The 24,526-nt window shown below is 62.6% G+C and carries 23 protein-coding genes, 1 pseudogene and 1 riboswitch; of the genes and pseudogenes, 12 read left to right on the top strand and 12 right to left on the bottom strand.

Annotated elements, in window-relative coordinates:
• Positions 1-18 precede the first annotated feature (18 nt).
• Entirely contained in the window at positions 19-2,079 is a 2,061-nt protein-coding gene (parE, locus tag NKH52_RS26935) for a DNA topoisomerase IV subunit B (RefSeq protein ID WP_352735347.1), read from the bottom strand.
• 238 nt (positions 2,080-2,317) lie between these two features.
• Between parE and cpaB the strand changes: the two genes are divergently transcribed.
• The 10 genes from cpaB (at position 2,318) to NKH52_RS26885 (ending at position 12,479) form a co-directional block, all read left to right on the top strand.
• Entirely contained in the window at positions 2,318-3,244 is a 927-nt protein-coding gene (gene cpaB / locus NKH52_RS26930) for a Flp pilus assembly protein CpaB (RefSeq protein ID WP_352735349.1), read from the top strand.
• Positions 3,245-3,301: 57 nt separating this feature from the next.
• The gene (locus tag NKH52_RS26925) at positions 3,302-4,720 is read left to right on the top strand and encodes a type II and III secretion system protein family protein (protein ID WP_502908127.1); all 1,419 of its coding nucleotides are present in this window, start codon (positions 3,302-3,304) and stop codon (positions 4,718-4,720) included.
• Between the two features lie 4 nt (positions 4,721-4,724).
• Positions 4,725-4,994 carry a hypothetical protein gene (locus tag NKH52_RS26920; protein ID WP_127297211.1) on the top strand — a complete coding sequence of 90 codons (270 nt, stop codon included), beginning with the start codon at positions 4,725-4,727 and terminating at the stop codon, positions 4,992-4,994.
• A gap of 49 nt (positions 4,995-5,043) precedes the next feature.
• Positions 5,044-6,258 carry a CpaE/TadZ family protein gene (locus NKH52_RS26915; protein WP_352735353.1) on the top strand — a complete coding sequence of 405 codons (1,215 nt, stop codon included), beginning with the start codon at positions 5,044-5,046 and terminating at the stop codon, positions 6,256-6,258.
• On the top strand, positions 6,255-7,676 hold the full coding sequence (locus tag NKH52_RS26910) for a TadA family conjugal transfer-associated ATPase (RefSeq protein ID WP_027036832.1): 1,422 nt from the start codon (positions 6,255-6,257) through the stop codon (positions 7,674-7,676). The genes NKH52_RS26915 and NKH52_RS26910 overlap by 4 nt, the downstream gene beginning before the upstream one ends.
• Before the next feature lie 4 nt (positions 7,677-7,680).
• Complete coding sequence (locus NKH52_RS26905) at positions 7,681-8,646, top strand: type II secretion system F family protein (protein ID WP_352735355.1); 966 nt, start codon at positions 7,681-7,683, stop codon at positions 8,644-8,646.
• Position 8,647: 1 nt separating this feature from the next.
• The gene (locus NKH52_RS26900; protein ID WP_352735357.1) at positions 8,648-9,610 is read left to right on the top strand and encodes a type II secretion system F family protein; all 963 of its coding nucleotides are present in this window, start codon (positions 8,648-8,650) and stop codon (positions 9,608-9,610) included.
• Positions 9,611-9,706: 96 nt separating this feature from the next.
• On the top strand, positions 9,707-10,513 hold the full coding sequence (locus tag NKH52_RS26895; RefSeq protein ID WP_352735358.1) for a PA3715 family protein: 807 nt from the start codon (positions 9,707-9,709) through the stop codon (positions 10,511-10,513).
• A gap of 160 nt (positions 10,514-10,673) precedes the next feature.
• Positions 10,674-11,144 carry a hypothetical protein gene (locus NKH52_RS26890; protein WP_352735360.1) on the top strand — a complete coding sequence of 157 codons (471 nt, stop codon included), beginning with the start codon at positions 10,674-10,676 and terminating at the stop codon, positions 11,142-11,144.
• Between the two features lie 159 nt (positions 11,145-11,303).
• Positions 11,304-12,479 carry a GGDEF domain-containing protein gene (locus NKH52_RS26885; RefSeq protein WP_352735376.1) on the top strand — a complete coding sequence of 392 codons (1,176 nt, stop codon included), beginning with the start codon at positions 11,304-11,306 and terminating at the stop codon, positions 12,477-12,479.
• Here the strand turns inward: NKH52_RS26885 and gcvP are convergent, their stop codons facing one another.
• From gcvP to gcvT, 3 genes are read right to left on the bottom strand one after another with little or no spacing between them, the layout of a single operon-like run.
• Positions 12,480-15,290 carry an aminomethyl-transferring glycine dehydrogenase gene (gcvP, locus tag NKH52_RS26880; RefSeq protein ID WP_352735362.1) on the bottom strand — a complete coding sequence of 937 codons (2,811 nt, stop codon included), beginning with the start codon at positions 15,288-15,290 and terminating at the stop codon, positions 12,480-12,482.
• A gap of 17 nt (positions 15,291-15,307) precedes the next feature.
• Complete coding sequence (gene gcvH / locus NKH52_RS26875; protein WP_352735364.1) at positions 15,308-15,676, bottom strand: glycine cleavage system protein GcvH; 369 nt, start codon at positions 15,674-15,676, stop codon at positions 15,308-15,310.
• A gap of 5 nt (positions 15,677-15,681) precedes the next feature.
• The gene (gene gcvT, locus NKH52_RS26870) at positions 15,682-16,782 is read right to left on the bottom strand and encodes a glycine cleavage system aminomethyltransferase GcvT (RefSeq protein ID WP_352735366.1); all 1,101 of its coding nucleotides are present in this window, start codon (positions 16,780-16,782) and stop codon (positions 15,682-15,684) included.
• 149 nt (positions 16,783-16,931) lie between these two features.
• Positions 16,932-17,018, bottom strand: a riboswitch (glycine riboswitch).
• 244 nt (positions 17,019-17,262) lie between these two features.
• Here gcvT and NKH52_RS26865 point away from each other — a divergent pair.
• A complete protein-coding gene (locus NKH52_RS26865) occupies positions 17,263-18,264 on the top strand; it encodes a hypothetical protein (protein ID WP_352735368.1) in 1,002 nt (333 codons plus the stop codon).
• A 40-nt stretch (positions 18,265-18,304) separates the two neighbouring features.
• Here NKH52_RS26865 and NKH52_RS26860 read toward each other — a convergent pair whose 3' ends face one another.
• The 3 genes from NKH52_RS26860 to NKH52_RS26850 all read right to left on the bottom strand — a co-directional run bounded on the left by NKH52_RS26860 (position 18,305) and on the right by NKH52_RS26850 (position 20,896).
• Positions 18,305-19,033: a GntR family transcriptional regulator gene (locus NKH52_RS26860; RefSeq protein ID WP_128303371.1), complete on the bottom strand. Its 729-nt coding sequence runs from the start codon at positions 19,031-19,033 to the stop codon at positions 18,305-18,307.
• Between the two features lie 7 nt (positions 19,034-19,040).
• Positions 19,041-20,321: a D-amino acid dehydrogenase gene (locus NKH52_RS26855; RefSeq protein ID WP_352735370.1), complete on the bottom strand. Its 1,281-nt coding sequence runs from the start codon at positions 20,319-20,321 to the stop codon at positions 19,041-19,043.
• Between the two features lie 89 nt (positions 20,322-20,410).
• Entirely contained in the window at positions 20,411-20,896 is a 486-nt protein-coding gene (locus tag NKH52_RS26850; RefSeq protein WP_352968106.1) for a hypothetical protein, read from the bottom strand.
• A 146-nt stretch (positions 20,897-21,042) separates the two neighbouring features.
• Between NKH52_RS26850 and NKH52_RS26845 the strand changes: the two genes are divergently transcribed.
• Entirely contained in the window at positions 21,043-21,339 is a 297-nt protein-coding gene (locus tag NKH52_RS26845) for an aspartate racemase/maleate isomerase family protein (RefSeq protein WP_352630159.1), read from the top strand.
• A gap of 31 nt (positions 21,340-21,370) precedes the next feature.
• On the opposite strand, the gene NKH52_RS26840 is transcribed toward NKH52_RS26845, so the two are convergent.
• The 5 genes and pseudogenes from NKH52_RS26840 to NKH52_RS26820 all read right to left on the bottom strand — a co-directional run.
• A complete protein-coding gene (locus NKH52_RS26840) occupies positions 21,371-22,162 on the bottom strand; it encodes a molybdopterin-binding protein (RefSeq protein WP_023810518.1) in 792 nt (263 codons plus the stop codon).
• Position 22,163: 1 nt separating this feature from the next.
• Positions 22,164-23,045, bottom strand: a complete 882-nt coding sequence (locus tag NKH52_RS26835) for a cytochrome b/b6 domain-containing protein (RefSeq protein ID WP_352735374.1) — start codon at positions 23,043-23,045, stop codon at positions 22,164-22,166.
• Between the two features lie 97 nt (positions 23,046-23,142).
• The gene (locus NKH52_RS26830) at positions 23,143-23,820 is read right to left on the bottom strand and encodes a DUF1345 domain-containing protein (RefSeq protein ID WP_023810520.1); all 678 of its coding nucleotides are present in this window, start codon (positions 23,818-23,820) and stop codon (positions 23,143-23,145) included.
• Between the two features lie 31 nt (positions 23,821-23,851).
• Entirely contained in the window at positions 23,852-24,322 is a 471-nt protein-coding gene (locus NKH52_RS26825; RefSeq protein WP_127270240.1) for a YaiI/YqxD family protein, read from the bottom strand.
• Positions 24,323-24,389: 67 nt separating this feature from the next.
• Positions 24,390-24,526: pseudogene (locus NKH52_RS26820) on the bottom strand (S-(hydroxymethyl)glutathione dehydrogenase); the annotation flags it as partial.

The raw sequence follows: 24,526 nt of genomic DNA, 5'->3' as shown, positions 1-24,526 counted from the left end.
TTATGGACCGGCTGGCGGCTAGATATCCAGCACTTCCGTCTCGGCGAATTCGGCGCGTTCCTGGATGAAGCGGAAGCGGGCCTCCGGCTTGGTGCCCATCAGCGCATCGACGGCGTCCTTGGTCGCCGCCTCGGCGTCGATCACATCGATCCTAAGCAGTGTGCGCTTCCTCGGATCCATGGTGGTTTCCTTGAGCTGGGCGGCCATCATCTCGCCCAGACCCTTGAAGCGGCCGAGTTCGACCTTGCTGCGCCCGGTGAACTCGGTGCGCAGCAACTCGTCCTTGTGCGCGTCGTCGCGGGCATAGGCGACCTTGCCGCCTTGCCTGATCGAGTAAAGCGGCGGCACGGCCAGGTAAAGGTGGCCGCCGCGCACCAGCGCCGGCATCTCCTGGTAGAAGAAGGTGATCAGCAGCGAGGCGATGTGGGCGCCGTCGACATCGGCGTCGGTCATGATGATGACGCGGTCGTAGCGCAAATCCTCGTCGCGGTATTTCGACCGCGTGCCGCAGCCGAGCGCCTGGATCAGGTCCGAGATCTGCTGGTTGCCGGCGAGTTTGTCGTTGCCGGCGCTGGCAACGTTGAGGATTTTTCCGCGCAATGGCAACACCGCTTGGCTGGCGCGATCGCGCGCCTGCTTGGCCGAGCCGCCGGCCGAGTCGCCTTCGACGATGAACAGCTCAGCGCCGGCCGCGGCATTCTGCGTGCAGTCGGCGAGCTTGCCCGGCAGCCGCAATTTGCGCACCGCGCTCTTGCGCGACACTTCCTTTTCCTGGCGCCGGCGTACCCGCTCGTCGGCGCGCGCGATCACCCATTCGAGCAGCTTCGAGGCTTCCTGCGGGTTGTCGGCCAGCCAATGGTCGAACGGATCGCGGATCGCGGTCTCGACAATTCGAATTGCCTCGATCGTCGCCAGCCTGTCCTTGGTCTGGCCGACGAATTCCGGCTCGCGGATGAACACCGACAGCATGCCCGCCGCCGAGATCATGACGTCTTCCGAGGTGACGATCGAGGCGCGCTTGTTGCCGACGAGATCGGCATAAGCGCGCAGGCCCCGCGTCAGCACGTTGCGGAAGCCGGCCTCGTGTGTGCCGCCTTCGCCGGTCGGGATGGTGTTGCAGTAGGAATTAATGAAGCCGTCGCCGCCGAACCAGGTCACCGCCCATTCCAGCGACCCATGGCCGCCTTGTTTCTCGCTCTTGCCGGCGAAGATTTCGCGCGTCACCTGGAAGTCGTCGCCGAGCGATGCCTTGAGATAATCCTTCAGGCCGCCGGGAAAATGGAATTCAGCCTTGGCCGGTGTCTGGTCTTTTTCCTTGATCAGCGACGGATCGCAGGTCCAGCGGATCTCGACGCCACCGAACAGATAGGCTTTCGAGCGCGTCATGCGGTAGAGCCGCGCCGGTTCGAACGCCGCGCCCTTGCCGAAAATCTGCTCGTCGGGGTGGAAGCGGATCTTTGTGCCGCGCCGGTTGTGGACCTCGCCCAACTGTTCCAGCCCGGTCACGGGAACGCCGCGCGAGAATTTTTGCCGATAGAGTTGCCGTCCCCGCGCGACCTCGACCTCGAGATGGTCCGACAGCGCGTTGACCACGGACACACCGACGCCATGCAGGCCGCCTGATGTCTCATAAACCTTGGAGTCGAACTTGCCGCCCGAATGCAGCGTCGTCATGATCACTTCAAGCGCCGGCTTCTTGAACTTCGGGTGCGGATCGATCGGGATGCCGCGGCCATTGTCGGTCACGGCGAGATACCCGTCGGCCGAGAGCTCGACATCGATGAAGGTGGCATGGCCGGCTACCGCTTCGTCCATCGAATTGTCGATGACCTCGGCGAACAGATGGTGCATCGCCTTGTCGTCGGTGCCGCCGATATACATGCCTGGCCGGCGGCGCACCGGCTCCAGCCCTTCCAGCACCTCGATGTCGGCGGCGCTATAGCCCTCACTGCCGTCCTTGGTCGAGGCAGGACGCTTGGTGGCTTGCACGACCAGTGGATCGGCCGGGCGCGCCGGTGTGCGCACTGGCTGCTGCGGCTGCTTGTCCATATTGCCGAAGAGATCGTTGTTGTCGTCCATGCCTGCCATAGGGTCCGGTGCTGCGAATCACCTCGCGATACTGCCACGCTTTTCAGCGCCAAGCGACCGAGGTTCCTGTTCCGTTCGGGGATCTGGTCCCTCTTAGCCCAAAACCATTCGATAACCAAGCCGGCGGAAATAGATCTAATACCACCGCGCAAAATTCCTGAATCTTTAAACAATGCCGCCTAGGGTTAAGCCCAACAAAACAAGAAACTGCGGGCATCAGGGGTTCGGCGTGAGGGGCAAGGCCATATCGATGATCGGCATCGCCGCCGTTTTCGGGGCGATCTCGATCTTTGCCGCGGATTTCTGGGTCAAAAGCCAGGCCAAGGCCGATTCCGAAGAGAAGACGTCGTCGATCCCGGCACCTGTCGTGCCGAAGGTCGAGTTCAAGACCATCGTGGTGGCGAATGCCCCATTGCGCCACGGCATGGCGCTCGACCGCGCGCAGCTCAGCGAAATCCCGTGGTCGCAAGAGGCCGTGCCGCAGGGCGCCTTCACCACCATCAATGCGTTGCTTGCCGATGGCAGCCGCGTGGTGCTGTCGCCGATCGAGGTCAACGAACCGGTACTGCTGACCAAGCTGTCCGGTCCGAACGGCCGCGCGACACTCTCCAATATGATGACGCCCGGAATGCGGGCGGTCACCATCCGCACCGACGAGATAGCAGGTGTCGGCGGCTTCGTCACACCGGGCGACCGCGTTGATGTCGTGCTGACGCGCGATGCCGGCGAAATTCAGGAAGTGGCCAAGAATGCACAGGGTGCGGCCGGATCGACGGTCACCTCCGAGATCGTCGTCGCCGATGCCAAGGTGCTGAGCGTCGGGCAGGGTGCCGACGAGCGCCAGACGACGCCGCAGATTTCCAATTCGGTGACCATCGAGGTGACGACCGACGGCGCGCAGAAAGTGGCGCTGGCCCGCACCGTCGGCACCTTGTCCCTGTCGCTTCGGTCCGCCAGCGAAGGCGGTGACGGCAAGAACGGCGTCACCACCATCTCCTCCTTTGGCGGATCGGTCGCCTCGGATGTGCAGGCCGCGGCCGGCTCGGTGTTCGACGCCGTCACCAAGGAGCCGGAGAAACCGAAGTTCAAGACGGTCATCGTAACGCGCGGCACAAAGGCCGAGGAATACCAGGTTCCTTCGCGGGACCAGAAATAAGCCAGCGGGGACTGGGTGAGGGACGGGACAATGTTCGGGCTGTTCACATATCGGGTCATGGGGCGGTTGCGCGTTTTGCGTGCGGCGGCTGTCGCGTCTTCGCTGGCCGCTGCGGCGATGCTGGCCTTCGGTGCCTCGGCGAGAGCTGACAACGAGATCGTCTATGTGTCGTCGACCAAGAATGCATCGATCAAGGTCGCCAAGGGCAAGCCGAAGACGATCATGACCAGTGCCGCTTTCTACCAGATCGTCATCGGCGATCCGGAGATCGCCAACGTCAACCCGCTGACCGACAAATCCTTCTATGTGCTCGGCAACAATCTCGGTACTACCGGCATTGCGCTGTTCGATGAGAAAAAGCAGCTCGTCGGCACTGTCGACATCGAGGTGACGCTCGACACAGACCAGTTGGCCAGCACCATTCGGGCCAGCGTGCCGGATGCCAGGATCAAGGTCGGATCGGCCAATGGCCGGGTCGTGCTGTCGGGCGAGGCGGATGATGCGGTCGCCGCCGACAAGGCAAACAAGATCGCGACACGCTTTTCCGGCGCCGAAGAGGTGATCAACTCGGTCAATATCTCGTCGTCGCAGCAGGTCCAGCTCAACGTCCGCTTTGTCGAGATCAACCGCCAGGCGGGCCAGGATCTCGGCGCCAAATACGCCGCCAATTTCGCCTATGGCATGGGTGGCCGCGACGTCACGCTGCCGGCCGGATCGATACAGGGCGCGGGAACAGGCGAGATCATCGGCAAGCTGCTGTCGAATGGCGTCTCCATCGATATCGCCATCAAAGCGCTGGAAGAGCGGGGCTTGGCGCGGCGGCTGGCCGAGCCGAACCTGATCGCCCGGTCTGGCCAAACGGCCAGCTTCCTCGCCGGCGGCGAATTCCCGATTCCGGTCTCCGAGGACAACGGCAAGATCTCGGTCAGCTACAAGAAATACGGCGTCAGCCTGGATTTCACGCCGACGGTCCTGAAGGACGGGCTGGTCAGCCTGGACATCGCGCCGGAAGTCTCCTCGATCGACGCGTCCGCGTCCTACAACATAGGCAACATTTCAGTGCCTGGTTTCATCGTGCGCCGCGCCAGGACGTCGGTCGACCTGAAGAACGGCCAGAGCTTCATGATCGCCGGATTGCTGCAGTCGCAGAACGACATCACCACGTCGCGCATTCCCGGCCTCGGCAAGATGCCGGTGCTTGGGGCGCTGTTCTCGTCGAAATCCTATCAGCGGCGCGAGACCGACCTCGTCATCATCGTAACGCCCTATCTGGTCAAGCCGGTCGATCCGTCGAAGAAGCTCGTCGAGCCGACAGATGGCACGCAGCCGGCCAGCAACGCCGACTATTTTCTCAACAACACCGAGGAAGTGAAGGGCGCCGATACCGGTCGCACCGTGGCGCTGGCAGACGGCCGCGTCACTCAACCTGCAGCGGCCGCTTCGGCTGGGCATTTCCTCGACCTGCCGAAGGATTGAAGCCATGCGTCTGGTATTTGGATCGAGCGTCGCCTTGCTGCTGGCCGGCTTTGCCGCCGGCTGCACCAGCGACGACTATGTGCGCAGCGAAGGGCCAACGGCCGGCGCCGGAAATGCGCAGGCCGCCAACACCGTCATGCAGATGGTCGATCCCTGGAAATACGGGGTCCAGAACACCAGGCTCCTGGTGCCGGCCCAACGAGGCAGTGCCGCGGCCGTAACACCCGATCAGGCGGCCGGTGCCAAGGCGTCGCAGTCCAGCACGACCAATTGATCCCACAGGCAACTGATCCAACGGTCGATCGACCTGACAGGCTGACAGAATGGCAAACGGCATCAAGACCAGGAAGATCCTGCTCGTATCGACCGACAGGACGTTTGCGCAGGACACGCGCACCGCGTTTTCCGCCTCCGAGATCATACAGCTCTCGACAGTGGAGAAGAACGTTACCGAGTTGCGCGGCGAGATCCAGGAAGCCGACTTCGGCGCCATCATCGTCGACATGGATGCGGCAAGGCTGGAGGAGGTCGAGTCGCTGCAGCGCATCATGCGCCGGCTGGAGGACAAGGTTCCGGTCGTTGTCGTCACCCAGGAGTTCAACGCCGCCGCGGTGCGTATTCTCGTGCAGCTCAAGGTCGCGGATTTCCTGGTCAAGCCGATCACCACCGCCGATCTGGTGCGCTCCGTGGTGCGGGCGCTGCAAGGGCCCGGGCGCGAGGAAAACACCGAGTCGCAGATCTACACCTTCATGCCTGCGGCGGGCGGCGTCGGCACCACGACGCTGGCGCTGCAGACCGCTTTCCAGCTGCATCACTCGGTGACGCGCGGCGCCTCGACCTGCGTCGTCGATCTCAACTTCCAGCAGGGCGCCTGTGCCGAATATCTTGACCTCGAACCGCGTTTCGACATTACCGAGATCGAGAACCAGCCCGAGCGTCTCGACCGCCAACTGCTCGACGTGATGCTGTCCAAGCATGCCAGCGGGCTTTGCGTGCTGGCGGCACCGGCGCATCCAGCAGAGATGCGCTCGTTCAAGACCGATGTCGTGGTGCGTATGCTGGACCTCGTTTCGGCCTATTTCGACAATGTCGTCATCGACATGCCACGCACCTGGTTTCCATGGACGGAAACCGTGCTGCTCGGTTCCAACAAGCTCTACATCGTCGCGGAAATGACGGTGCCGTGCCTGCGCCACACGCAGCGGCTGATCCAGGCGGTCTACGAGACTGCCGGCAAGGAAGTGAAGCCGAACGTTATCGTCAATCGTTTCGAGCAGAAGATGTTCGATAACGGCATCAAGCAGGCGGACGTCCAGGAAATTCTCGGCGAGCATTTCGTCGGCGGTATCGCCAACAACTACCGGCTGGTGCGCGAAGCGGTCGATCGCGGCGTGCCGCTGCACGAGATCGATCCCAACGCCAATGTCGTCAACGATCTGAAGAAGATCATCCTGCCGGAAGAAGCGCTCCCGACCCGGGCGAAATCGCGCTCGCTGTTTGGCATGGGCCGTGGATTCCTGAAGAGGAAAGCCGGATGACCAGCCGCTTCTCCACCCTGCAGAACCGCGATGCGCGTCCGCAGCGCGCGCCTGAGACGACGCCGGTCGCCCATCATGCCGTCGTCATTCCAACCAGCCGAAAGGCTTTGCCGGCAAAGCCGGACACTGCGCCGGCAAAGAATGCCAACAAGGTGCTCGATGCGCGCGTGCGTATCCACCGGCTGCTGCTCGAGGAGATCAATCTTGTCGCGCTGGAGCGTTTGCCGAAGGATGAGATGCGCCGGCAAGTGCATGATTTCGTGTCGGAAAAGACCAAGCAGGAGCGGATGGCGATCAACACCGTCGAGCTCGACGCGCTGGTCGACGACATCGTCGACGAGATGGTCGGCCTCGGTCCGCTCGAGCCGCTGCTCAAGGATCCCGACATCAACGACATCCTGATCAACGGCCACATGAACTGTTTTGTCGAAAAGAAGGGCAAGCTGCAGCCGGTACACATTCCGTTCAAGGACGAGGCGCATCTCCTGCGCATCGTCAACAAGATCGTCGCCGCGGTCGGTCGCCGCGTCGACGAATCGCAGCCGATGGTCGATGCCCGCATGCTGGACGGCTCGCGCTTCAACGCGGCCATCCGCCCGGTTGCGGTCGATGGGCCGCTGGTGTCGATCCGCAAGTTCTCCAAGAACAAGCTCGGTCTGCACAAACTGGTCGAATTCGGCGCCATCACCCAGAACATGGCCGAAGTGCTGGCGGCGGCCGTGCATGCCCGCAAGACGACGATCATTTCGGGCGGTACCGGCACCGGCAAGACGACCATGCTCAATGCGCTGTCGGCCTTCATTCCCGAGGACGAGCGGCTGATCACCATCGAGGACGCGGCCGAGCTCCAGCTGCAGCAGCCGCATGTCGCGCGCATGGAAACACGTCCGGCCAACATCGAAGGCCATGGCGAGCTGAAGCAGCGCGACCTGGTCAAGAACGCACTGCGCATGCGCCCCGACCGCGTCATCCTCGGCGAGTGCCGCGGCGAGGAGGCATTCGACATGCTGCAGGCGATGAACACCGGCCACGAAGGGTCGATGGCGACCATCCATGCCAACACGCCGCGCGACGCCATTTCCCGGCTCGAGCAGATGCTTGGCATGACCGGCATGCCGATGACGGTGCAGTCGATCCGCAGCCAGATCGCCAGCGCGCTCGATCTGATCGTCCAGCTGACGCGCCTGTCCGACGGCAAACGCAAGGTGACCAGTGTCGCCGAGGTGACCGGCATGGAAGGTGACGTCATCCAGATGCAGGAGATCTTCCGCTTCGTGCGTACCGGCATGGAGGCCGACGGCAAGATCCTCGGCCACTACGAGGCGACCGGTATCCGGCCGCGATTCCTCGAGGATCTGCGCGCCATGGGCATCGAGTTTCCCGGACGATATTTCGAACCCGGCCGGCCTCAGGAGTAGCCAAGTGTTCGATGAAATGAGCGCGATCTATGTCGTTTATGCCGCGGCCGCGCTGACCGGCATCCTGATCGCCGAGGCCTGCTACCTGCTTTATGCCGGTCGCAGCGACAAGCGCACCGCCATCAACCGGCGCATGAAACTGCAGGAAAGCAAGATCAGCCAGGAGCAGGTGCTTGTCCAACTGCGCAAGGAACGCGGCCTCGATGCAGGCACGCCGCTGTTTTCGCTGGATCGGTTCCGCGCTTTGCGAACCCAGTCGGGCATGATCATGCCGCTGTCGAAATTCCTGACGATCACCTGCGGCGTGGCGATGGCGATGGCCTTGGTCGCCATCTGGTACGGCTTGCCGCTGCTGATGGGGTTCGTCCTGTTTGTGGTGCTCATGCCGCTATTGCCGGTGCTGACTTTGCGTTTCAAGCGCAAGCGCCGGCTGAAGCGGTTCGGCATGCAATTGCCGGAGGCGCTGGAACTGATCACGCGTGGCCTGAAGGCCGGCCATCCGGTGCCGGTGGCGATCGCCATGGTGGCGCGCGAGATGCCCGACCCGATCGGTAGCGAGTTCGGCGTCATCGCCGACGAAGTGACCTATGGCTCCGATCTGGTTTCGGCGTTGAACTCGCTGTTCGACCGGGTCGGCCAGGAAGACCTGCCGCTGTTCGTCACCGCCGTCTCGATCCAGACCAGTTCGGGCGGCAATCTGCGCGAGATCCTCGATGGCCTGGCGACGACGATCCGCGAGCGCGGCAAGCTGCGCCGCAAGGTGCGCGCCATTGCGACAGAAGGCCGGATGTCGGCCTACATCCTGACGGCGGTGCCGGCGTTGCTGTTTGCCGCCATCATGGCACTGATGCCGGGCTTCTACAGCGACGTCTGGGGCGAGCCAAAGACCTGGTATCTGCTTGGCGGGTCGATCACCTGGCTGATGCTGGGCAATTTGATGATGTTCAAGATGTCGAATTTCAAGTTCTGACATGCAGGGCTTCATCGAATTCCTCGCCTCGCTTGCGCCGACCTCATTGATGCCGGTGGCCATCCTGCTGCTGGCGGTGGGTGCTGCCGCTGTTGCCTGGCCTGTTGTCACGGCGAAGGGCGACCGCAACGAGGTCATGCGCCGGCTCAGGGTCGACAACGGTCCCGTGGCCGCCAAACCGGAGCCAGTGCAAAAGAAGAATACCGGCATCGTGCGCGAGAAGGCGGTGAAGCGGGCGCAGGAATTCTACGCCAGGAGCGATCCGGAAAATGTCGCCCGGCTGCGCATGAAGCTTATCCAGGCGGGCTACATGGAGCCGCGCGCTGTCGGTACGTTCTTCCTGATCCGGTTCACCGCGATGATCGGCACGGCAATCGGTGTGTTTGTGCTCAACCGCTGGATGGCCAGCCCGGACGCGACGATGGCCAGCCGCTGGACCTTCGTCATCCTGTCGGGAGCGGCCGGCTATTTCCTGCCCGGCCTGGTGCTGAGCCAGAAAGTGCGGGAACGCAGGCGTGAGTACCGCAACGGCTTTCCCGATTTCATGGATCTGATGATTGTCTGCTCGGATGCCGGAATGAGCATGGAGGCCGGCATAGAGCGCGTCTCCAAGGAACTCGCCAAGACCTATCCCGCGCTCAGCCAGAACCTGCAGCTGGTGTCGTTGGAGCTGAGGGCAGGGCGCAGCCTTGATGATGCGCTGAAGGCGCTCGCCGACCGCCTCAGCCTGGACGAAGTGCGTTCTTTCGCCACGCTGCTGCAGCAGTCCAAGGAACTCGGCACCAGCCTGTCGGGGGCGCTGCGCGTCTTCTCCGACGACATGCGCCACAAGCGTATGTCGTTGGCCGAGGAAAAGGCGCACGCTCTGCCGGCCAAGATGTCGGTGCCGGTGGTTGTGTGCATCCTGCCGGTGGTGCTGATGATCGCGGCCATTCCAGTCATCGTCAAAATGACGGCGCACTAGCGAGCGCTTCACAAAAGCCCTAGCAAGGGGCTGATAACCATTGTTCTGACCGAACCCGGCTTTGCAGGTGAGAAGTCCATGCTGCTGCGCACTCTCTTGCTCGGCCTTGCCGCGGCCAGCCTGTCGCCCGCCTGGGCCGTGGCCGACGATTGCGGCGATGCCGCCGCCTTGGTGCAGCAGGCCTATCCCAAAGCTCGAAAGAACGCCGACGGCACCTCGTTCACGCTCGAACCCCACACCAGCATCGCCCTGACATTCGCGTATGGCGATCCGCCGGGGCTGGTTTGCAAGATCTGGCCCGCCCATGACGACCTGCTGTTGGTCGCAGTGCCGCTGATGGACGGGTCCCAACCCAGCGACTACGCGCATGCCGGCGATATCGAGCTTTTGATTGTCGACAGGAAGAGCCGGCAGGTGCGCCAGCGCTTGCTCCAGCCCGGGCTGATGAATGATGATGCCATCGCCATCCGCAAGGTCGAACTTGATACCAGCCGCTATGCGCTGGCGCCCGATGTTACTGCCTTTGGCCTGCGCATCGAAATGGCGAACAATTCGCTGCCTAATCCCTTCAGTGAAACCGACCTGCGGCTCTATGCCGTTGATGGCGATTCCCTGAGGATGGTGCTCGATGGCCTAGTCGTGGGCGGCAATGGCGGCGAGGGCGATACCAATTGCGCCGGATCCTTCCATACCAGTCGGGTTAGCCTGGCGATGAGCCCGGCCAAACATCATGGCTACCACGACGTAACGGTGGTCGAGCAAATGGATACCGACAATCCGTTGCCCGACAAGGATGGCGAGTGCCAGTCCCATCCCGGCAAGTCCGTGAGCCAAACCTACCGGCTGCGCTATGATGGCAGCCGGTATACGGCTCCTGCGGGGCTCAAAGCCCTGGAGCCGTGAGGACGCCGCTGGCTGCGACTGAAGCAGCGTGGCCTGGTGGTTAATGGCTGGTGTGCCCGAAGCCGAATTTTGGCGGCATTTCGGCACCGAAGTTTAATCGCCGCTGATATAGTGTGTTTCCTGAAGAACGACCCGGCAAATCGGGCGATGAGGCAGGGGTATGCGTCACAGTAATTTCACGGCAATGGCCGCAATGGCGGCCGTCTTGATGATGTCTGGCTGTACGACGAGTGGCGTCGACACCACCAAGACCACCGCCATCCAACCGGCGGCAAAAGACATCGAAACTTCCGATCTGGCGCAAGGCAAGGCGCAGTTTCGCGACGCCAATTACGGCCTTGCCGAGCAGCATTTCCGCAAGGCCGTCGAGTTGAAAGCCGACAATGCCGAGGCCTGGATGGGGCTCGCCGCTTCCTATGATGAACTCGGCCGGTTCGACTTCGCCGACCGTGCCTACGGCCAGCTTTTGAAGGTCGCCGGCCGCAAGCCGCAGATCGTCAACAATATGGGCTATTCGCAACTGCTGCGCGGCAATCGCAAGAAGGCCAAGGCGCTGCTCCTCGAAGCGAAGGCCGGCATGGCCGATCCCACCGTCGTCAACGCCAACCTTGCTCTCTTGAACAAGGGTTGATCTCGCATCCATGGGTCCGGTTTCGGGACACGTGGCATCGACGCTTTGTAAACCTTATCCGCAGGTTGGTCGAACGATCGGCTGAAAACCCGTATCTGAGGGCTGCCGCTAACCTAGAATGCAGCGCAACCGCCGACGCTCGAGAGGCCCTTGCCCGATATGCTGGACTTCAGTTCGCTCCTGCTCGCAGCCGCGCTGTCGGGCATCTGCCTCAGCGTCACCATGTTTGCGATCTGGTTCACCGCGCCCAAGGCAGGCTTCGTGCTGACGGTGGCGTGCGGCATCCTGGTGCTGGTCGCGCATGTGATCCTGTTCTGGCGATACACCAAGGATCCCGATCCGCTGCTCTGCCAGATCGTGCTTGCGCTGCTCAGCCTGGGGTTCCTGATCCTCTGCGTGTCGGCCATGCAATATCTGGGCGTGCCCGGCCACAGACGCGCCGTTGTACCGGCGCTTGCCGCCATGGCTGCCTGTGCCGCCGTGACCTTCCTGGGGCTTGACGGTGTCGGCTTCATTGTCACCTACGCCACGGTGACGGCGCTGCTGTCGGCGATCGGCGCCATGTTCTGGATCAATGGCAGTCACGATCGCCGGATCCTGCTGGTGGTTTCGTTTCTGAGCGGCACCTGCGCTGTGTCGTTTGCGCTTTGCGGCGTGGTTCTACTGACTAAGGGGCAATGGACGCTCGCGGTCGCGCCCGACAACTGGGCCGAACGATTGAATTCCGTCGTGGCGGTCGCCTGCATGACCGGGCTCGGAGCGTTGACGCTCTCCCTCCATCATCTGCAGGCGCAGATCGAGCTCAAGGCCGAGACCATGACCGACCCGCTGACAGGGTTGCTGAACCGCCGGGCATTGACGTCGCTCTACGGCGAACGGAGTTTCGGTCCGTTCATGTCCATCGTCATGTTCGACCTCGACCACTTCAAGCGGACGAACGATGTCTACGGTCACCCGGTAGGGGATCAGGTCCTGTGCCGCTTTGCCGCCGTCATCAAGCGATATGCCAGGACCGGCGTCGACGCCTTTCGCCTGGGCGGCGAAGAGTTCGCAATCGTCATGTCGCGGATGACGGATGAAAAGGCCTACGATCTCGCCAGCAAGATCGGCGTGGCGTTCGGCACCGAAATCGTCCCCACCCAGCTCGGCAAATTGCGCAGCACGGTCAGCGGCGGCATCGGCTTTGGCGAGGCAAGCGGCAGCAGCCTCGACAACGTGCTGGCCGAGGCAGACGCGGCGCTCTATGCCGCCAAACGCGCCGGCCGAAATTGCGTCATCAGCCGCAAGAGGATGGGCAAGGCCGAGCCGATCAAGCCGGCCTTGCGCTCAGCGTAATTATTCCGCGGCCCCCAGATAGTCCGACAGCGGCGGGCACGAGCAGACCAGGTTGCGGTCGCCGGCGACATTGTCGATGCGTGACACCGGAGGCCAGTACTTGGCCGCCGTGTCGGCATCGCCGGCGGGATAGGCCGCCTCCAGGCGCGAGTAGGGATGGTTCCACTGGCCGGCCAGTGCCTCGGCGGCGGTGTGCGGCGCGTTGACCAGCGGATTGTCGGCCAAAGGCCATTCGCCCCTGGCGACTTTTGCTGCCTCTGCCGATATGGCGATCATGGCCTCGCAGAAGCGGTCGAGTTCCCGCTTCGGCTCGGACTCGGTCGGCTCCACCATCAGCGTGCCGGCGACCGGGAACGACATGGTCGGCGCGTGAAAACCATAATCGATCAAGCGCTTGGCGATATCGTCGACACTGATGCCGGCACTCTCCTTGAGCACGCGTGTGTCGAGGATACATTCATGCGCGACGCGATCATGCCTGCCCTTGTAGAGAAGTGGGAAGTGCGGCGCGAGCCGTGTCGCCACGTAGTTGGCCGAGATGATGGCGGTCTCCGTCGCCTGCTTCAGTCCGGCGGCGCCCATCATGCGGATATACATCCAGGTGATCGGCAGGATCGAGGCGCTGCCGAACGGCGCGGCCGACACAGCGTGCGCAGAACCCTCGGTGACATGTCCCGGCAGATAGGGCTCCAGATGCGCCTTGACGCCGATCGGGCCGATGCCCGGGCCACCGCCGCCATGAGGGATGCAGAAAGTCTTGTGCAGGTTCATGTGACAGACGTCGGCGCCGATATCGGCGGGTCGCGCCAAGGCGACCAGGGCGTTGAGGTTGGCGCCATCGAAATAGACCTGGCCGCCATGCTCGTGGATGAGGGCGCAGAGGTGGCGTGCACCTTCCTCGTAGACGCCATGCGTCGAGGGGTAGGTGAACATCAGCGCCGCGAGATTCTTGGAATGCTCATTGGCCTTTGCCCTCATATCGTCCATGTCGATATTGCCGTCCTCCAGGCAGCGCACGACGACAACGCTCATGCCGGCCATCGCCGCACTCGCCGGATTGGTGCCATGCGCGGAGGAGGGGATCAGGCAGACGGTGCGATGGCCTTCGCCGCGTGAGCGGTGATAGGCGCGGATGGCTAGCAGGCCGGCATATTCGCCCTGGCTGCCGGCATTGGGCTGCAGGCTAACGGCGTCGAAGCCCGTGATCTCCGACAGCCATCCTTCCAGTTCGCCGATCATGGCGCGATAGCCGGCAGAGTGTGCGGCCGGTGCGAAGGGATGCAAATTAGCGATTTCAGGCCAGCTTACCGGCATCATTTCCGCCGCCGCGTTGAGCTTCATGGTGCAGGATCCGAGCGGGATCATGCTGCGGTCGAGCGCCAGATCCTTGTCGGCCAGCCGGCGCAGCAAGCGCATCATGTCGGTTTCCGACTTGTTCTCATGGAAGACCGGCTGCGTGAGAAACTCCTTGCCGCGCGGCTTGCCAGGCACGGTGCTGTCGGCCGACGGAGCGGCCTTGGCGCCGAACAGGGCCGCGATCGCATCGAGATCGGCATCGGTCGAGGTCTCATCGAAGCTGATGCCGACATGGTCGGCATCGATGACGCGCAGCAGCAGGCCGGCCTTTTCAGCCGCAGCGGCGATCTGCGCCGCTTTGCCCTTGGTCTTCACGGTCACAGTGTCGAAACGGCTCGCGCCGATCACCGACACGCCTGCCGCTCCGAGGCCGCTTGCCAGACGGTTGGCTAGGGCATGGATGCGCCCGGCAATCGCCTGCAGCCCGGCGGGGCCGTGCCAGATGGCATAGGCGGTCGCCATGTTGGCGAGCAGCGCCTGCGCGGTGCAGATGTTGGAGGTCGCCTTGTCGCGGCGGATATGCTGTTCGCGCGTCTGCAAGGCAAGCCGGTAGCCGGGACGCCCCTTGCTGTCTGTCGACTGGCCGACGAGGCGGCCGGGCATCAACCGCGTTAATTTGTCGGAGACGGCGCAATAGGCGGCGTGCGGCCCGCCAAAGCCCATCGGCACGCCAAAACGCTGCATCGGGCCGACGGCAATGTCCGCGCCAAGTTTGGCCGGCGCATCGGTCAGCGCCAGGCCGAGCGGGTCGGCGATGAAAACGACGATGGCGCCGGTCGCACGCGCCTTGTCGATCGCCGCCTTGTGGTCGCCATAGACGCCAAACGTATCCGGCCAGGAGACGAGCAAAGCAGCGGTGTTGTCGTCGATCGTCTCGCCGTCGATCTCGATGCCGAGCGGCTCGGCGCGGGTACGCACAACGTCCAGCGTCTGCGGGTGTGGCGTGCCGGCAAGTGCGACCTTGGTGCGCTTGTCGCGGTGGTGGCGCAAGGCGATGCCGACAGCTTCAGCCACCGCCGTCGCCTCGTCGAGCAGCGATGCCGATGCCACCGGCAGACCAGTCAATTCAGTGACCAGCGTCTGGAAGTTGAACAGCATTTCGAGCCTGCCCTGGCTGATCTCGGCCTGATAGGGCGTGTAGGCCGTATACCAAGCCGGATTCTCGAACAGGTTGCGCTGGATCACCGGCGGCACATGGACGCCGTGATAGCCGGCGCCGATGAAGCTCTTCAGCACCGTATTCTTGGCCATGGTCGCCGACAATTCGGCCAGCGCTTCCGCTTCGCTGGCCGGTGCGGGCAGGGTCAGCGGCAAGTCGAGGCGGATCGACTGCGGCACGGCTTGGCTGATCAGCGTCTCGACGGACGGAACGCCGATCACGGCAAGCATGGCTCTGACATCGTTGACGCTCGGACCGATATGGCGAGCCGAGAAGGGAGTGAGTGCTGCGGTCATGTCAATACGTCCTGATATCAGCCGATATGAGCTTTGTAGGCGGCCTCATCCATGAGACCCGCGAGCTGGCTTTCGTCGGCAAGCCTCATCTTCCACAGCCAGCCGGCCCCGGTTGCCGCCGAGTTGACCAGTGACGGATCCGACGACAGCGTGCCGTTGGCCTCGGTGATCTCGCCATCGACCGGTGCATAGACATCGGATGCCGCCTTGACGGATTCGACCACGACGGTGGTGTCCCCCTTGGTCAATTTCTTTCCGGTCTCCGGCAGTTCGACGAAGACGAGGTCGCCGAGCTGCTCCTGCGCGTAATCGGTGATGCCGACAGTGGCGACGCCGCCCTCGACGCGGAGCCACTCGTGATCTGATGTGAAATAGGTCGTTGCCATGGAAATCATCCTTTGCGGTAGCGATGCGGTGTGAAGGGCAGGGAACTGATATCGACTGGGATTTTCGTGCCGCGTACGTCGGCGAAGACCCGCGTTCCGGGCTTTGCCAGAGGTGTCGAGACATAGCCCATGGCGACCGGATGGCCGGCCGAGGGGCCGAAACCGCCCGATGTGACCTGGCCGGCCGGATTGCCGTCGGCGTCGAAGAGCGCGGCACCGCCACGCACCGGCTGGCGACCTTCCGGCTTAAGCCCGACCCGCTTTTGCGCGGGGCCTCGTTCCACGGCGGCGCGGAGCGCATCGGCGCCGATGAAAGCGCCGGAAGCGCGGATGTCCTTTGGAATTGCCCACGTCAACGCGGCGCTGGCCGGATCGGTCTCCGGCGTGATGTCCTGGCCATGCAGGCACAGCCCTGCCTCCAGCCGCAGACTGTCGCGGGCGGCCAGGCCGATCCACAGCACGCGTTCATCGCCGAGCAGCTTCGCGACGAGGTCGCGCGCATCGGCTTCCGACAGGCCGATCTCGAAACCGTCCTCGCCGGTATAGCCCGACCGGCTCATGAACCAGTTCTTGCGCGGTTCGACACCATGCATGAACAGCAGCGAGCCGGTCTCGATGCCGGCGCGGGAAAGGGCGGCCCAGGCTTCAGGACCCTGAATGGCCAGGAAGACGCGGTCGAGCGGCTCGATCCTCGCGTCGAAATCCGCCGCAAGTGCACGCAAATGCTTTTCGTCGGCGACGGCGTTGCCTGCGTTGGCGACCACCATGAATCTGCTATCGCCAAGTCTGGTGACGATCAGGTCGTCCAGAATGCCGCCTGCCTCGTTGAGGAAAAAGGACAGTTTGGACTGTGAGATTTGGAGTGCGCCTGCATCCAAGGGGCAAGCGCGGTTGAGCAGCGCAACCGCCTCCGGCCCGCTGACTTCGAACAGCTTCATATGCGAGATGTCGAACAGGCCGGCCTGTTCGCGGGTGTGAAGATGTTCCTTCATGACGCCCGCCGGATAGGTCAGCGGCATCGACCAGCCGGCAAAAGCGCCAAAGCGCGCACCGGCGGCCACATGGATGTCTTCGAGGGGTAGGTGTCTTGTATCGTCGCCCGTCATGTCGTCTCCAGAGTCGCACGCAATCGGTCGCGAATGGCGACCAGTCCGTGCCCCTCTGTCTGAAGCCTGAGAGACTCGCGCAGCCGGAGCTCTGTCAGCGGCGCTTACACCTTCGGCGCGGGGGCAAGCCCCGACTTTCCAGAGTGTCTTTCCCGTCTACGGTTCTTTTGCCTGAGAGATTTCGGGCGATTTCCCCTTCGGCGACAGCTCTCGCTGTTCTCTCCCGCAAACAGGTAGGACTCAGACCCTGAGTCCTCGACGCGCCATCCATAGCTCGCGCGCGACGGCTTGTCACCTGTCAGCGACATCTAAAGCGCGTGCATGCCATTCTTCAAAACTGCGGCACGTTTTTGGGCGGCATGCGTTGGCCGACAAGTCTTCGCTAACCACGCCGTTTGCCGGTTTTTCAAGACACTGCTGATATGTTGGCTTGTATGACGCTTGGGGCCGGCGCTTGGCGACGGCGGACGGGGACGACAAATGGGCGAATTGATCATGAGCGCGCCGGTGGCCGGGCTGACCTCAAAAAGCCGCATCGCCGCGGAGGACGTGGCGATGTTGCGCCATGAAGTGTTCCGCGATGGCGTCGTGACGCGCGGCGAGGCCGAGGCGCTGTTTGCGCTCGATGCAACGGCGAAGGACAAATGCGAGGAATGGCCGCCCTTCTTCGTCGAGGCGGTTACCGACTATATCGTCCACCAGGAAAAGCCGTCGGGCTATATCTCGCAGGACAATGCCGACTGGCTGATCCGCACCATCTCGCGCGATGGCATGGTCGACAGCCGGACCGAGCTCGAATTGCTGGTGCACGTGCTGGAACAGGCGAAATCGTCGCCGGGCCAGCTCTGCGTCTATGCGCTGGAGCAGGTGGCGCATGCCGTCATTGACGGCAAGGGGCCGCTGATGCTCGGCGGCACGCTGGCTCCCGGCCTCATCGCAAGGGCGGAGGTCGAGCTGCTGCGCCGGATCCTCCATGCCCATGGCGGCGACGGCAACATCGCCATCACGCGCGCCGAGGCCGAGGTGCTGTTCAAGATCAACGAGTGCACTGCTCAAGGGCACAACGATCCGTCCTGGAACGAGCTGTTCGTCAAGGCGATCGCCAATTTCGTCATGTGCTCGGCCGGCTACGAAGCACCGACGCGCGATGTGGCGCTGCGCCGCGATGCCTTCCTCGAACATGCCGATCCGGAAATCGGCGGCTTCTTCAGCCGCATGATCTCTGGCGGCCTTGCCGGCATCATGGAAGCCTATCGGTCTCCAGGCGACATCGAGGCCGAGTGGGAAGCCAGGAACAGGGCGGCCGAGGCCCTGGCCCGCCGCGCCGAGACGATCGATGCCGGCGAAGCCGGCTGGCTGATCGAACATATCGGCGTCGACAGGCCTCTTTACGAGAACGAACGCGCGCTGCTGACGCTGATCAAGCACGCCTCACCGGAAATCCATCCGGCGCTGAGGCCGCTGCTCGACAAGGTTGCCTGAGCGGTAGGGGGTTGCCTCGGTCAAAGCCGGGGTTGCCCGATTAGATCTGGTCGACGTCGATGTATATCCTTGCCAAGCCTTCCCTGACGGTCGACATGGCATCGGCGACGCTGATGGCGATGTGGTCGTGCATGAGCCTTGCGGCCCTGTTGGCATCGCGGGCTACCATGGCCCGGGCGATTTCGCTGTGTTCGGTGTAGGTCGTCGACAATCGCCGGTGCTTCTCCACTTCGATCTTGCGAACGAAATGGATGCGCGTGTTGATGCCTTCGAGCATGCGCGCCAGTTCGGAATTACCTGACAGCCTGGCGATGCGGATGTGAAATTCCTCGTCCCTGGCGGTCAGCTCAGTGCTGGAAAATGAGTCGGCGCGCGCCATGGTGAGCGTCCACCAGTCGACGAGCGCGGCAAGCTCCTCATCTGTCGAGCGCTGGATCGCCAGCCTGACGGAGCGCTCCTCGAGCACCGCCCGCACGTCGGAAAGATTGACGATCTCGTCGACATCGAAGCCCCGGCAAAAGAAGCCGCGATTGGTCTGGAAAGTGATGAGTTCTTCTGTGACCAACCGCTGGAGCGCCTCCCGGATCGGGCTGCGGCTGACATTCAACCTGGCGGCAAGCGCCACTTCGTTGATGCGCTCGTTCGGCTTGAAGCGATAGTCCATCGCCATGCCACGGATTTCTTCATAGACACGCGGGCCGGTCTTGATCGGCTTGGATGCCAACGCCGCGCTGTTGTCCTGGTTGCTTTGCCTGGTGGGTCGGGGCATGGCCTCGTCAAGCCTTTGCGGCGCTTGGTTCGGTGAACCGCGCCTGTGTGGGAAGGATACCGTCGAGGGCGATCGGCGCGGTCCGGCCGGCGATCAGATCGGCGATGATACGGGCCGATCCATGCGCCATCGTCCAGCCGATATGGCCGTGCCCGGTGTTCAGCCACAGGTTTCGGATGTCGCGCAGGCCGAGGATCGGCAGGTTGTCGGGCGTCATGGGCCTCAGGCAGGCCCGCATCTCGGCGCGATCATAGGCGATGCCGCGCGGGAACAAGTCCTGCGTGACGCGCTTCATGAAGGCGAAATCCGAAGGCTTGTGGCTGCGATCATAGCCTGCGAATTCCGCGGTGGCGGTCACGCGGATGCGATCGCCCATCGGCGTGATGGCGACGAGGTTGTGCTCATCGATGACAGGGAGTTTTGGAGCCAGCGCCCGATCGACGATGGGAATGGTCAGGGAATATCCCTTGACCGGATAGATCGGCAGACCAAGGCCGATCTTGCGGGCGAGGATCGGGCTTTCCGCGCCCAGACACAGAACGTAGGTGTCGGCCAGAAACTCTCCCTTGTCGGTGACGACCTTGGTGATCGTTTCCTTTCTGCGTTCGATCCCCACGATCCTGGTCCCTGTCAGGATCTTGCCGCCCCTATTTTCGACGATGGCCGCCAGCGCGCGCGTGAACTTGGCGGCGTCGCCGGTTTCGTCGGTCGGACACAATACGCCGCCGGCAATGTTGTCGCGCGACGAAGCCAGCGCCGGCTCGCGGTCAACGATTTCCTGCGCGTCTACGATACGGATCTCCTGGCCGTCGGCTTCCAGCAGGCGCATGTTGGCGATGCCCTTGTCGAGCGCCTGATGGCTGCGGTGGAAATAAAGAATGCCGTCCGACGTCCTGTCGTACGGGATCGCCTCTTCCCTGACGACCGCCTGCAGGACCGATTGGGAATGGACCGCGAGCCGATGCTTGAGCAGGGTGTTGCGACGTGCTTTGGCGGCCGTGCATTGCATGAGGAAGCGCAGCGACCAGCTGTAGAGATGCGGGTCGGTGGAGAGCTTGAAACGAAGCGCCTGGTCTTTCAGGAACAGTGACTTCAGCAGGGTTTTTGGCGCGGCCGGCGATGACCAGACGAAGGAATGGCCGGGCGCGATCATGCCGGCATTTGCCCAGCTTGCCCCTTCGGCCACCTGTGATGCCTGCTCGAGAACGGTGACCGTGTGGCCGTCCTTCTGCAACTGATAGGCCGTGGTGATCCCGACAACGCCGCCGCCCAAGATCAATACGCGCATCGCTGTCCCGAATGGTTGTCGTTTCTATTGTCGACAATTCAATAGGAAGACGCTGGTCATTGTCAACGGCGCGTGGGTCGACGATCGATTCACCGTTCAGACAGGACGAAACCCCGGCATTTCTCGGTTCCCAAAATTCGAACGGAGCTCTTGACACGTTTGGCAAAGTTGTCGTTTCTATTGTCGACAATTCTGATTGGCATCAGGAAGGGGACTGCGCCATGGACGCCCCGCTTAGCCGCGCCGACGACACGCTTGTCCTCGACAAGGAACACATTCCCTTCACGACCGACAACGGCATCGGCACCCGCGCCAATCTCGGCCTGCTCGTCCTTCGGACCGACCAGACCATCGAGGATGAATTCCGCTATGCGCTGCCCGCGCGCGACATCGCGCTGTACGAGGCGCGGCTCTACAGCGATGTCGAGATCACGCCTGAAAACCTGATGAAGATGTCGGCCGTCATCCCGGGAACGGTCGGGCTCTTGCCGGACGTCAAGTTCGATGTGATCGGCTTTGCCTGCACTTCGGGAGCGCTGGTTATCGGCGAGGACAAGGTCGCCGAACGCGTTCACGAGGTGCTGCCGGGCGTGCAAGTGACCAACCCGGTGACGGCGGCGCGGGCGGCGCTGAAGGCCCTGGGCGTTTCGCGGATCGCGTTGCTCACCCCTTATTTGGCAAAAATCAATCATTCCCTGCGGGCATCGCTGATGGCGCGGGGATGGATATTCCGGTCATGGGCTCCTTCAACGAGGCGGACGACAATGTCGTTGCACGCATCACGCCGGCATCGGTCAAGCAGGCCATTTTGGAGATCGGCGCGTCGAGCGACTGTGAGGCGGTGTTTGTTTCCTGCACGAGCATGCGCGTTGCCCGCATCATCGAGGACGTCGAGAAGGAACTGGGGAAACCGGTAACCTCGAGCAATCACGCCCTTGCCTGGCACATGCTGCGGCTCGGCGGCATTGGTGAGCAGATTGCCGAAAAGGGCGAACTGTTTCGCCGCTCGCTAGGCTAGCATCTTCAGAGCCGGATTTGCGGTGTGCAGCTCAGATCCCGCCGTACCAGTCGTAGCCATTGTCTTCCCAATAGCCGCCGCGACCGCCGCCGACTGTGGCGAAGCCATCGACCAACTCGATCTTGTAGAGATATTTCGGCATCTTGTAGCCGAGCTGGCGCTCGACGCGAACCCGCAGCGGCGCGCCGTTCTCGACCGGCAGCGGCTTGCCGTTCAGGCCATAGGCGAGGATCGTCTGCGGGTGACGGGCATCGATCAGGTCGATGCTGCCGTAATATTTGATGTCGCCCGACAGGCTGCGGTCGATCGTGTCGAGGCAATGGAACATGACATAGCGCGCCTGTGGTTTGACCACCGCCTGGTCCAGCACCAGCGACAGCGGGGTGCCGGTCCATTTGGCTATGCAGCTCCAGCCTTCGACGCAGTCATGGCGGGTGATCTGGGTGCGGCTCGGCATGTTCTGAAGCTGCTCGCGGCTGAGCGACAGCGGCTTTTCGACGAGACCCGTCACTTCCAGACGCCAGTCGGCGAAATTGTTGGCGAGCAGGCCTTTGTAAACATCGTCATCGGGAGCGGTGACACCGTTCGGCCGCTGCGGCTGGCGTATGTCGGCCTCGGTGAATTCCGGCGCCAGCGCGTCACGTCCGGCAAGCAGGCGCTGTGCCCGGTATGTCAGGTCATTGGCGTTTTCGAGAAAACTGCGCAGGCCGCTGCCAACACCTAGCTGACTGTCGAAGGCGTCGCAGCCCGACAGCATGATGCCGGAGACGCCAAGGCTGGCACCGGTCAGGAATTTGCGGCGGCTGATCTGGAATTTTGCCATGTCAGGCATTCCTCTCGACGGGTTTGTCGTCCTGTGCGGGAGGATCGGTGCGATACCAGCCGGTGATGATCGAGCGCAGTTCGTTGATCGGGCCGGCGGCCAGGATCATCAGGATATGGACGACGAAGAAGGCGACCAGCAGCACCATGACGGTGAAATGGATGGTGCGTGCCGTCTGCCGGCCACCGAGCAGATCGTTGAGGAACGGCAGCACCGAATTCATGCTCGGCGACATGGCCAGACCGGTGATGATCATCAGCGGCAACAGCACGAACAGCACGCCGCCATAGGCCATCTTCTGCAGCGTGTTATATTCGCGCGTGTGGTGGAATTTGAGCTTGGCGTGGTCGACGATGTCTTGCGGCAATCGTTTCAAATCGTCGAGACGTGGCGCGAGATCGCGCCGCAGATGACCGTTCACGGTGCTGGCGACAAACCAGACGATCAACGTCGTGGTGAGTATCCAGGCAAAGAAGAAATGGATGACGCGCGCGGTGCCGAGATCATAGTAGGACGGGATGGTCGCCCAGGACGGAAAGGCGCGGGACGTCTCCTGGCCGGCCGGACCCGACCAGCCGAGCACGCCAGTCGTGTCGAAGCGCTTGCCGAAGATTTCCGTGTAGCCGCGCGGACCCGCGTCGGAATTCTCAGCGCCGATGGCGAAGATGGTGTTGTTGTATTCGAAGCCCGATTCTTTGCCGATATAGAGCTGCGGACGGGCATTGAAGATCTGCAGGCCTGACAGCAGCATGAAGAACAAAGAGATAGCCCATAGCCAATGCGTCAGCCGCGTCCAGCGCGACTGCCGGTAAATCAGCGTTTTGTCGTTCGACGCAGAAGCGCCTGGATCGGCGGCGGATTGGCTTCTGGCAACGGATTCCATCGTCTTTCGTCTCCCGGCCTCGCGGCATGGCCTGCGCGTCCATTGTCCTCCTGATACGTCGCGATCCAAACCGATGTTTCATCCGATCACGGATTTATTACGGACCGCCCAGGCTGACGGCGAGATTGACGGCGGCGGCGACGATAACCGTGTTGAAGAAAAACGACAGAATCGAATGGACAAGCACGACACGACGCATATGCGTTGTCGAGATGTTGGTATCGGCGGTCTGTGCGGTCATGCCGATCACCGTCGAGAAGTACAGGAAGTCCCAGCCCTCCGGCCGTTTGTCGCCCGGAAACAGCAGTCCGCCGACCGGGATTTTCTTCCTGGTCTCGGCATCCACCGCATCGCCGTCCATCCAGTAGACATGGGCATAATGGAGCGCTGCCATGGCATGGATGGTGAACCAGCCGAGCGGGATCGACAGCAGCGCGAAGGTGAGCTCGACGGGATGGCTTCTGTCCTTCTGATTGATCAGCAGAAACAATGAGATAACGGCAACGCCGACGACGACAAGCGTCACAGCGAAGATGACCAGCACCGGCTGGTCCGTGGCACGCGCATTCCTGCTCAGATACCTGCCGGTGAACTTCGGCATCTGGGCGACGACGAGAATGACATAGGCGGCAAAGAACGCGTTGGCGCCGATCGAATAGGCAAGCGGGGCGTGCAGCAGCAACGCCACGAGAAGCGCAAAAACGCCAACGCAGGCCGACACAGCGAACAGCATGTGGCGCTGAATGGGAGACTTCACCGGGGTTTCGGCAGCCATGTCGGTTCCAACCTTGGATGGCGCTCGGTTTCTAGTCTGGTGTGGCGGATTTGAGCGCTCGCCGCAAGATGCGGTCGAGTTCGCCCAGAAACCGCGACCGGTCTTGTGGCGCGAAGCTGGCATTGTAGCCCTTGCTTTCGCCGGTCTCGCGCAGATGCTGCTTCAGGTCACGCATCGCCACCGCCATGCCGATCGTTTCCGGCGTGAAAGGACGCCCCGTGGGTCCAAGCACATGCGCGCCAAGTGCCACCGCGCGGGCGGCCAGCGGAATGTCGGCGGTAATCACGATGTCGTTGGTGCGTGCATTGTCCACGATCCAGTCGTCGGCGGCATCAGCGCCCTTGGAGACCACGACATTGCGGATCATCGGATCGCGCGATGGCCGCAGGCCGCCATTGGAGACGTAGGTGACAACGACGCCATGCCGGTCGGCCACTTTTTCGACCTCGGCCTTGACCGGGCAGGCGTCTGCATCGACGAGAATGGCGGGGAGTTCGCTCATGTTTCTTTTCTCCTCCCATTGTGAACCACGGAGGTCTCGGGCCGGTTAGGCGGCGGCTTGTGGTCCCTCAGTAAATCACGACGCTTCTTATCGATTTGCCCTCATGCATGAGATCGAACCCCTTGTTGATGTCCTCGAGCTTCAGCGTGTGGGTGATCATCGGGTCGATCTGGATCTTGCCGTCCATGTACCAGTCGACGATCT

This window comes from Mesorhizobium sp. M1066 (assembly GCF_040318635.1).
In the GTDB taxonomy this organism is placed as follows: domain Bacteria; phylum Pseudomonadota; class Alphaproteobacteria; order Rhizobiales; family Rhizobiaceae; genus Mesorhizobium.
This window is presented reverse-complemented; position numbering and strand designations above follow the sequence as displayed.

Bases quoted from the DNA above. Each gene is read 5' to 3' on its own strand.
- parE (WP_352735347.1), bottom strand. From the start codon at position 2,079: ATGGACGACAACAACGATCTCTTCGGCAATATGGACAAGCAGCCGCAG.
- NKH52_RS26925 (WP_502908127.1), top strand. From the start codon at position 3,302: ATGGGGCGGTTGCGCGTTTTGCGTGCGGCGGCTGTCGCGTCTTCGCTG.
- NKH52_RS26920 (WP_127297211.1), top strand. From the start codon at position 4,725: ATGCGTCTGGTATTTGGATCGAGCGTCGCCTTGCTGCTGGCCGGCTTT.
- NKH52_RS26915 (WP_352735353.1), top strand. From the start codon at position 5,044: ATGGCAAACGGCATCAAGACCAGGAAGATCCTGCTCGTATCGACCGAC.
- NKH52_RS26910 (WP_027036832.1), top strand. From the start codon at position 6,255: ATGACCAGCCGCTTCTCCACCCTGCAGAACCGCGATGCGCGTCCGCAG.
- NKH52_RS26900 (WP_352735357.1), top strand. From the start codon at position 8,648: ATGCAGGGCTTCATCGAATTCCTCGCCTCGCTTGCGCCGACCTCATTG.
- NKH52_RS26890 (WP_352735360.1), top strand. From the start codon at position 10,674: ATGCGTCACAGTAATTTCACGGCAATGGCCGCAATGGCGGCCGTCTTG.
- NKH52_RS26885 (WP_352735376.1), top strand. From the start codon at position 11,304: ATGCTGGACTTCAGTTCGCTCCTGCTCGCAGCCGCGCTGTCGGGCATC.
- gcvP (WP_352735362.1), bottom strand. From the start codon at position 15,290: ATGACCGCAGCACTCACTCCCTTCTCGGCTCGCCATATCGGTCCGAGC.
- gcvH (WP_352735364.1), bottom strand. From the start codon at position 15,676: ATGGCAACGACCTATTTCACATCAGATCACGAGTGGCTCCGCGTCGAG.
- gcvT (WP_352735366.1), bottom strand. From the start codon at position 16,782: ATGACGGGCGACGATACAAGACACCTACCCCTCGAAGACATCCATGTG.
- NKH52_RS26865 (WP_352735368.1), top strand. From the start codon at position 17,263: ATGGGCGAATTGATCATGAGCGCGCCGGTGGCCGGGCTGACCTCAAAA.
- NKH52_RS26860 (WP_128303371.1), bottom strand. From the start codon at position 19,033: ATGCCCCGACCCACCAGGCAAAGCAACCAGGACAACAGCGCGGCGTTG.
- NKH52_RS26855 (WP_352735370.1), bottom strand. From the start codon at position 20,321: ATGCGCGTATTGATCTTGGGCGGCGGCGTTGTCGGGATCACCACGGCC.
- NKH52_RS26845 (WP_352630159.1), top strand. From the start codon at position 21,043: ATGGATATTCCGGTCATGGGCTCCTTCAACGAGGCGGACGACAATGTC.
- NKH52_RS26840 (WP_023810518.1), bottom strand. From the start codon at position 22,162: ATGGCAAAATTCCAGATCAGCCGCCGCAAATTCCTGACCGGTGCCAGC.
- NKH52_RS26835 (WP_352735374.1), bottom strand. From the start codon at position 23,045: ATGGAATCCGTTGCCAGAAGCCAATCCGCCGCCGATCCAGGCGCTTCT.
- NKH52_RS26830 (WP_023810520.1), bottom strand. From the start codon at position 23,820: ATGGCTGCCGAAACCCCGGTGAAGTCTCCCATTCAGCGCCACATGCTG.
- NKH52_RS26825 (WP_127270240.1), bottom strand. From the start codon at position 24,322: ATGAGCGAACTCCCCGCCATTCTCGTCGATGCAGACGCCTGCCCGGTC.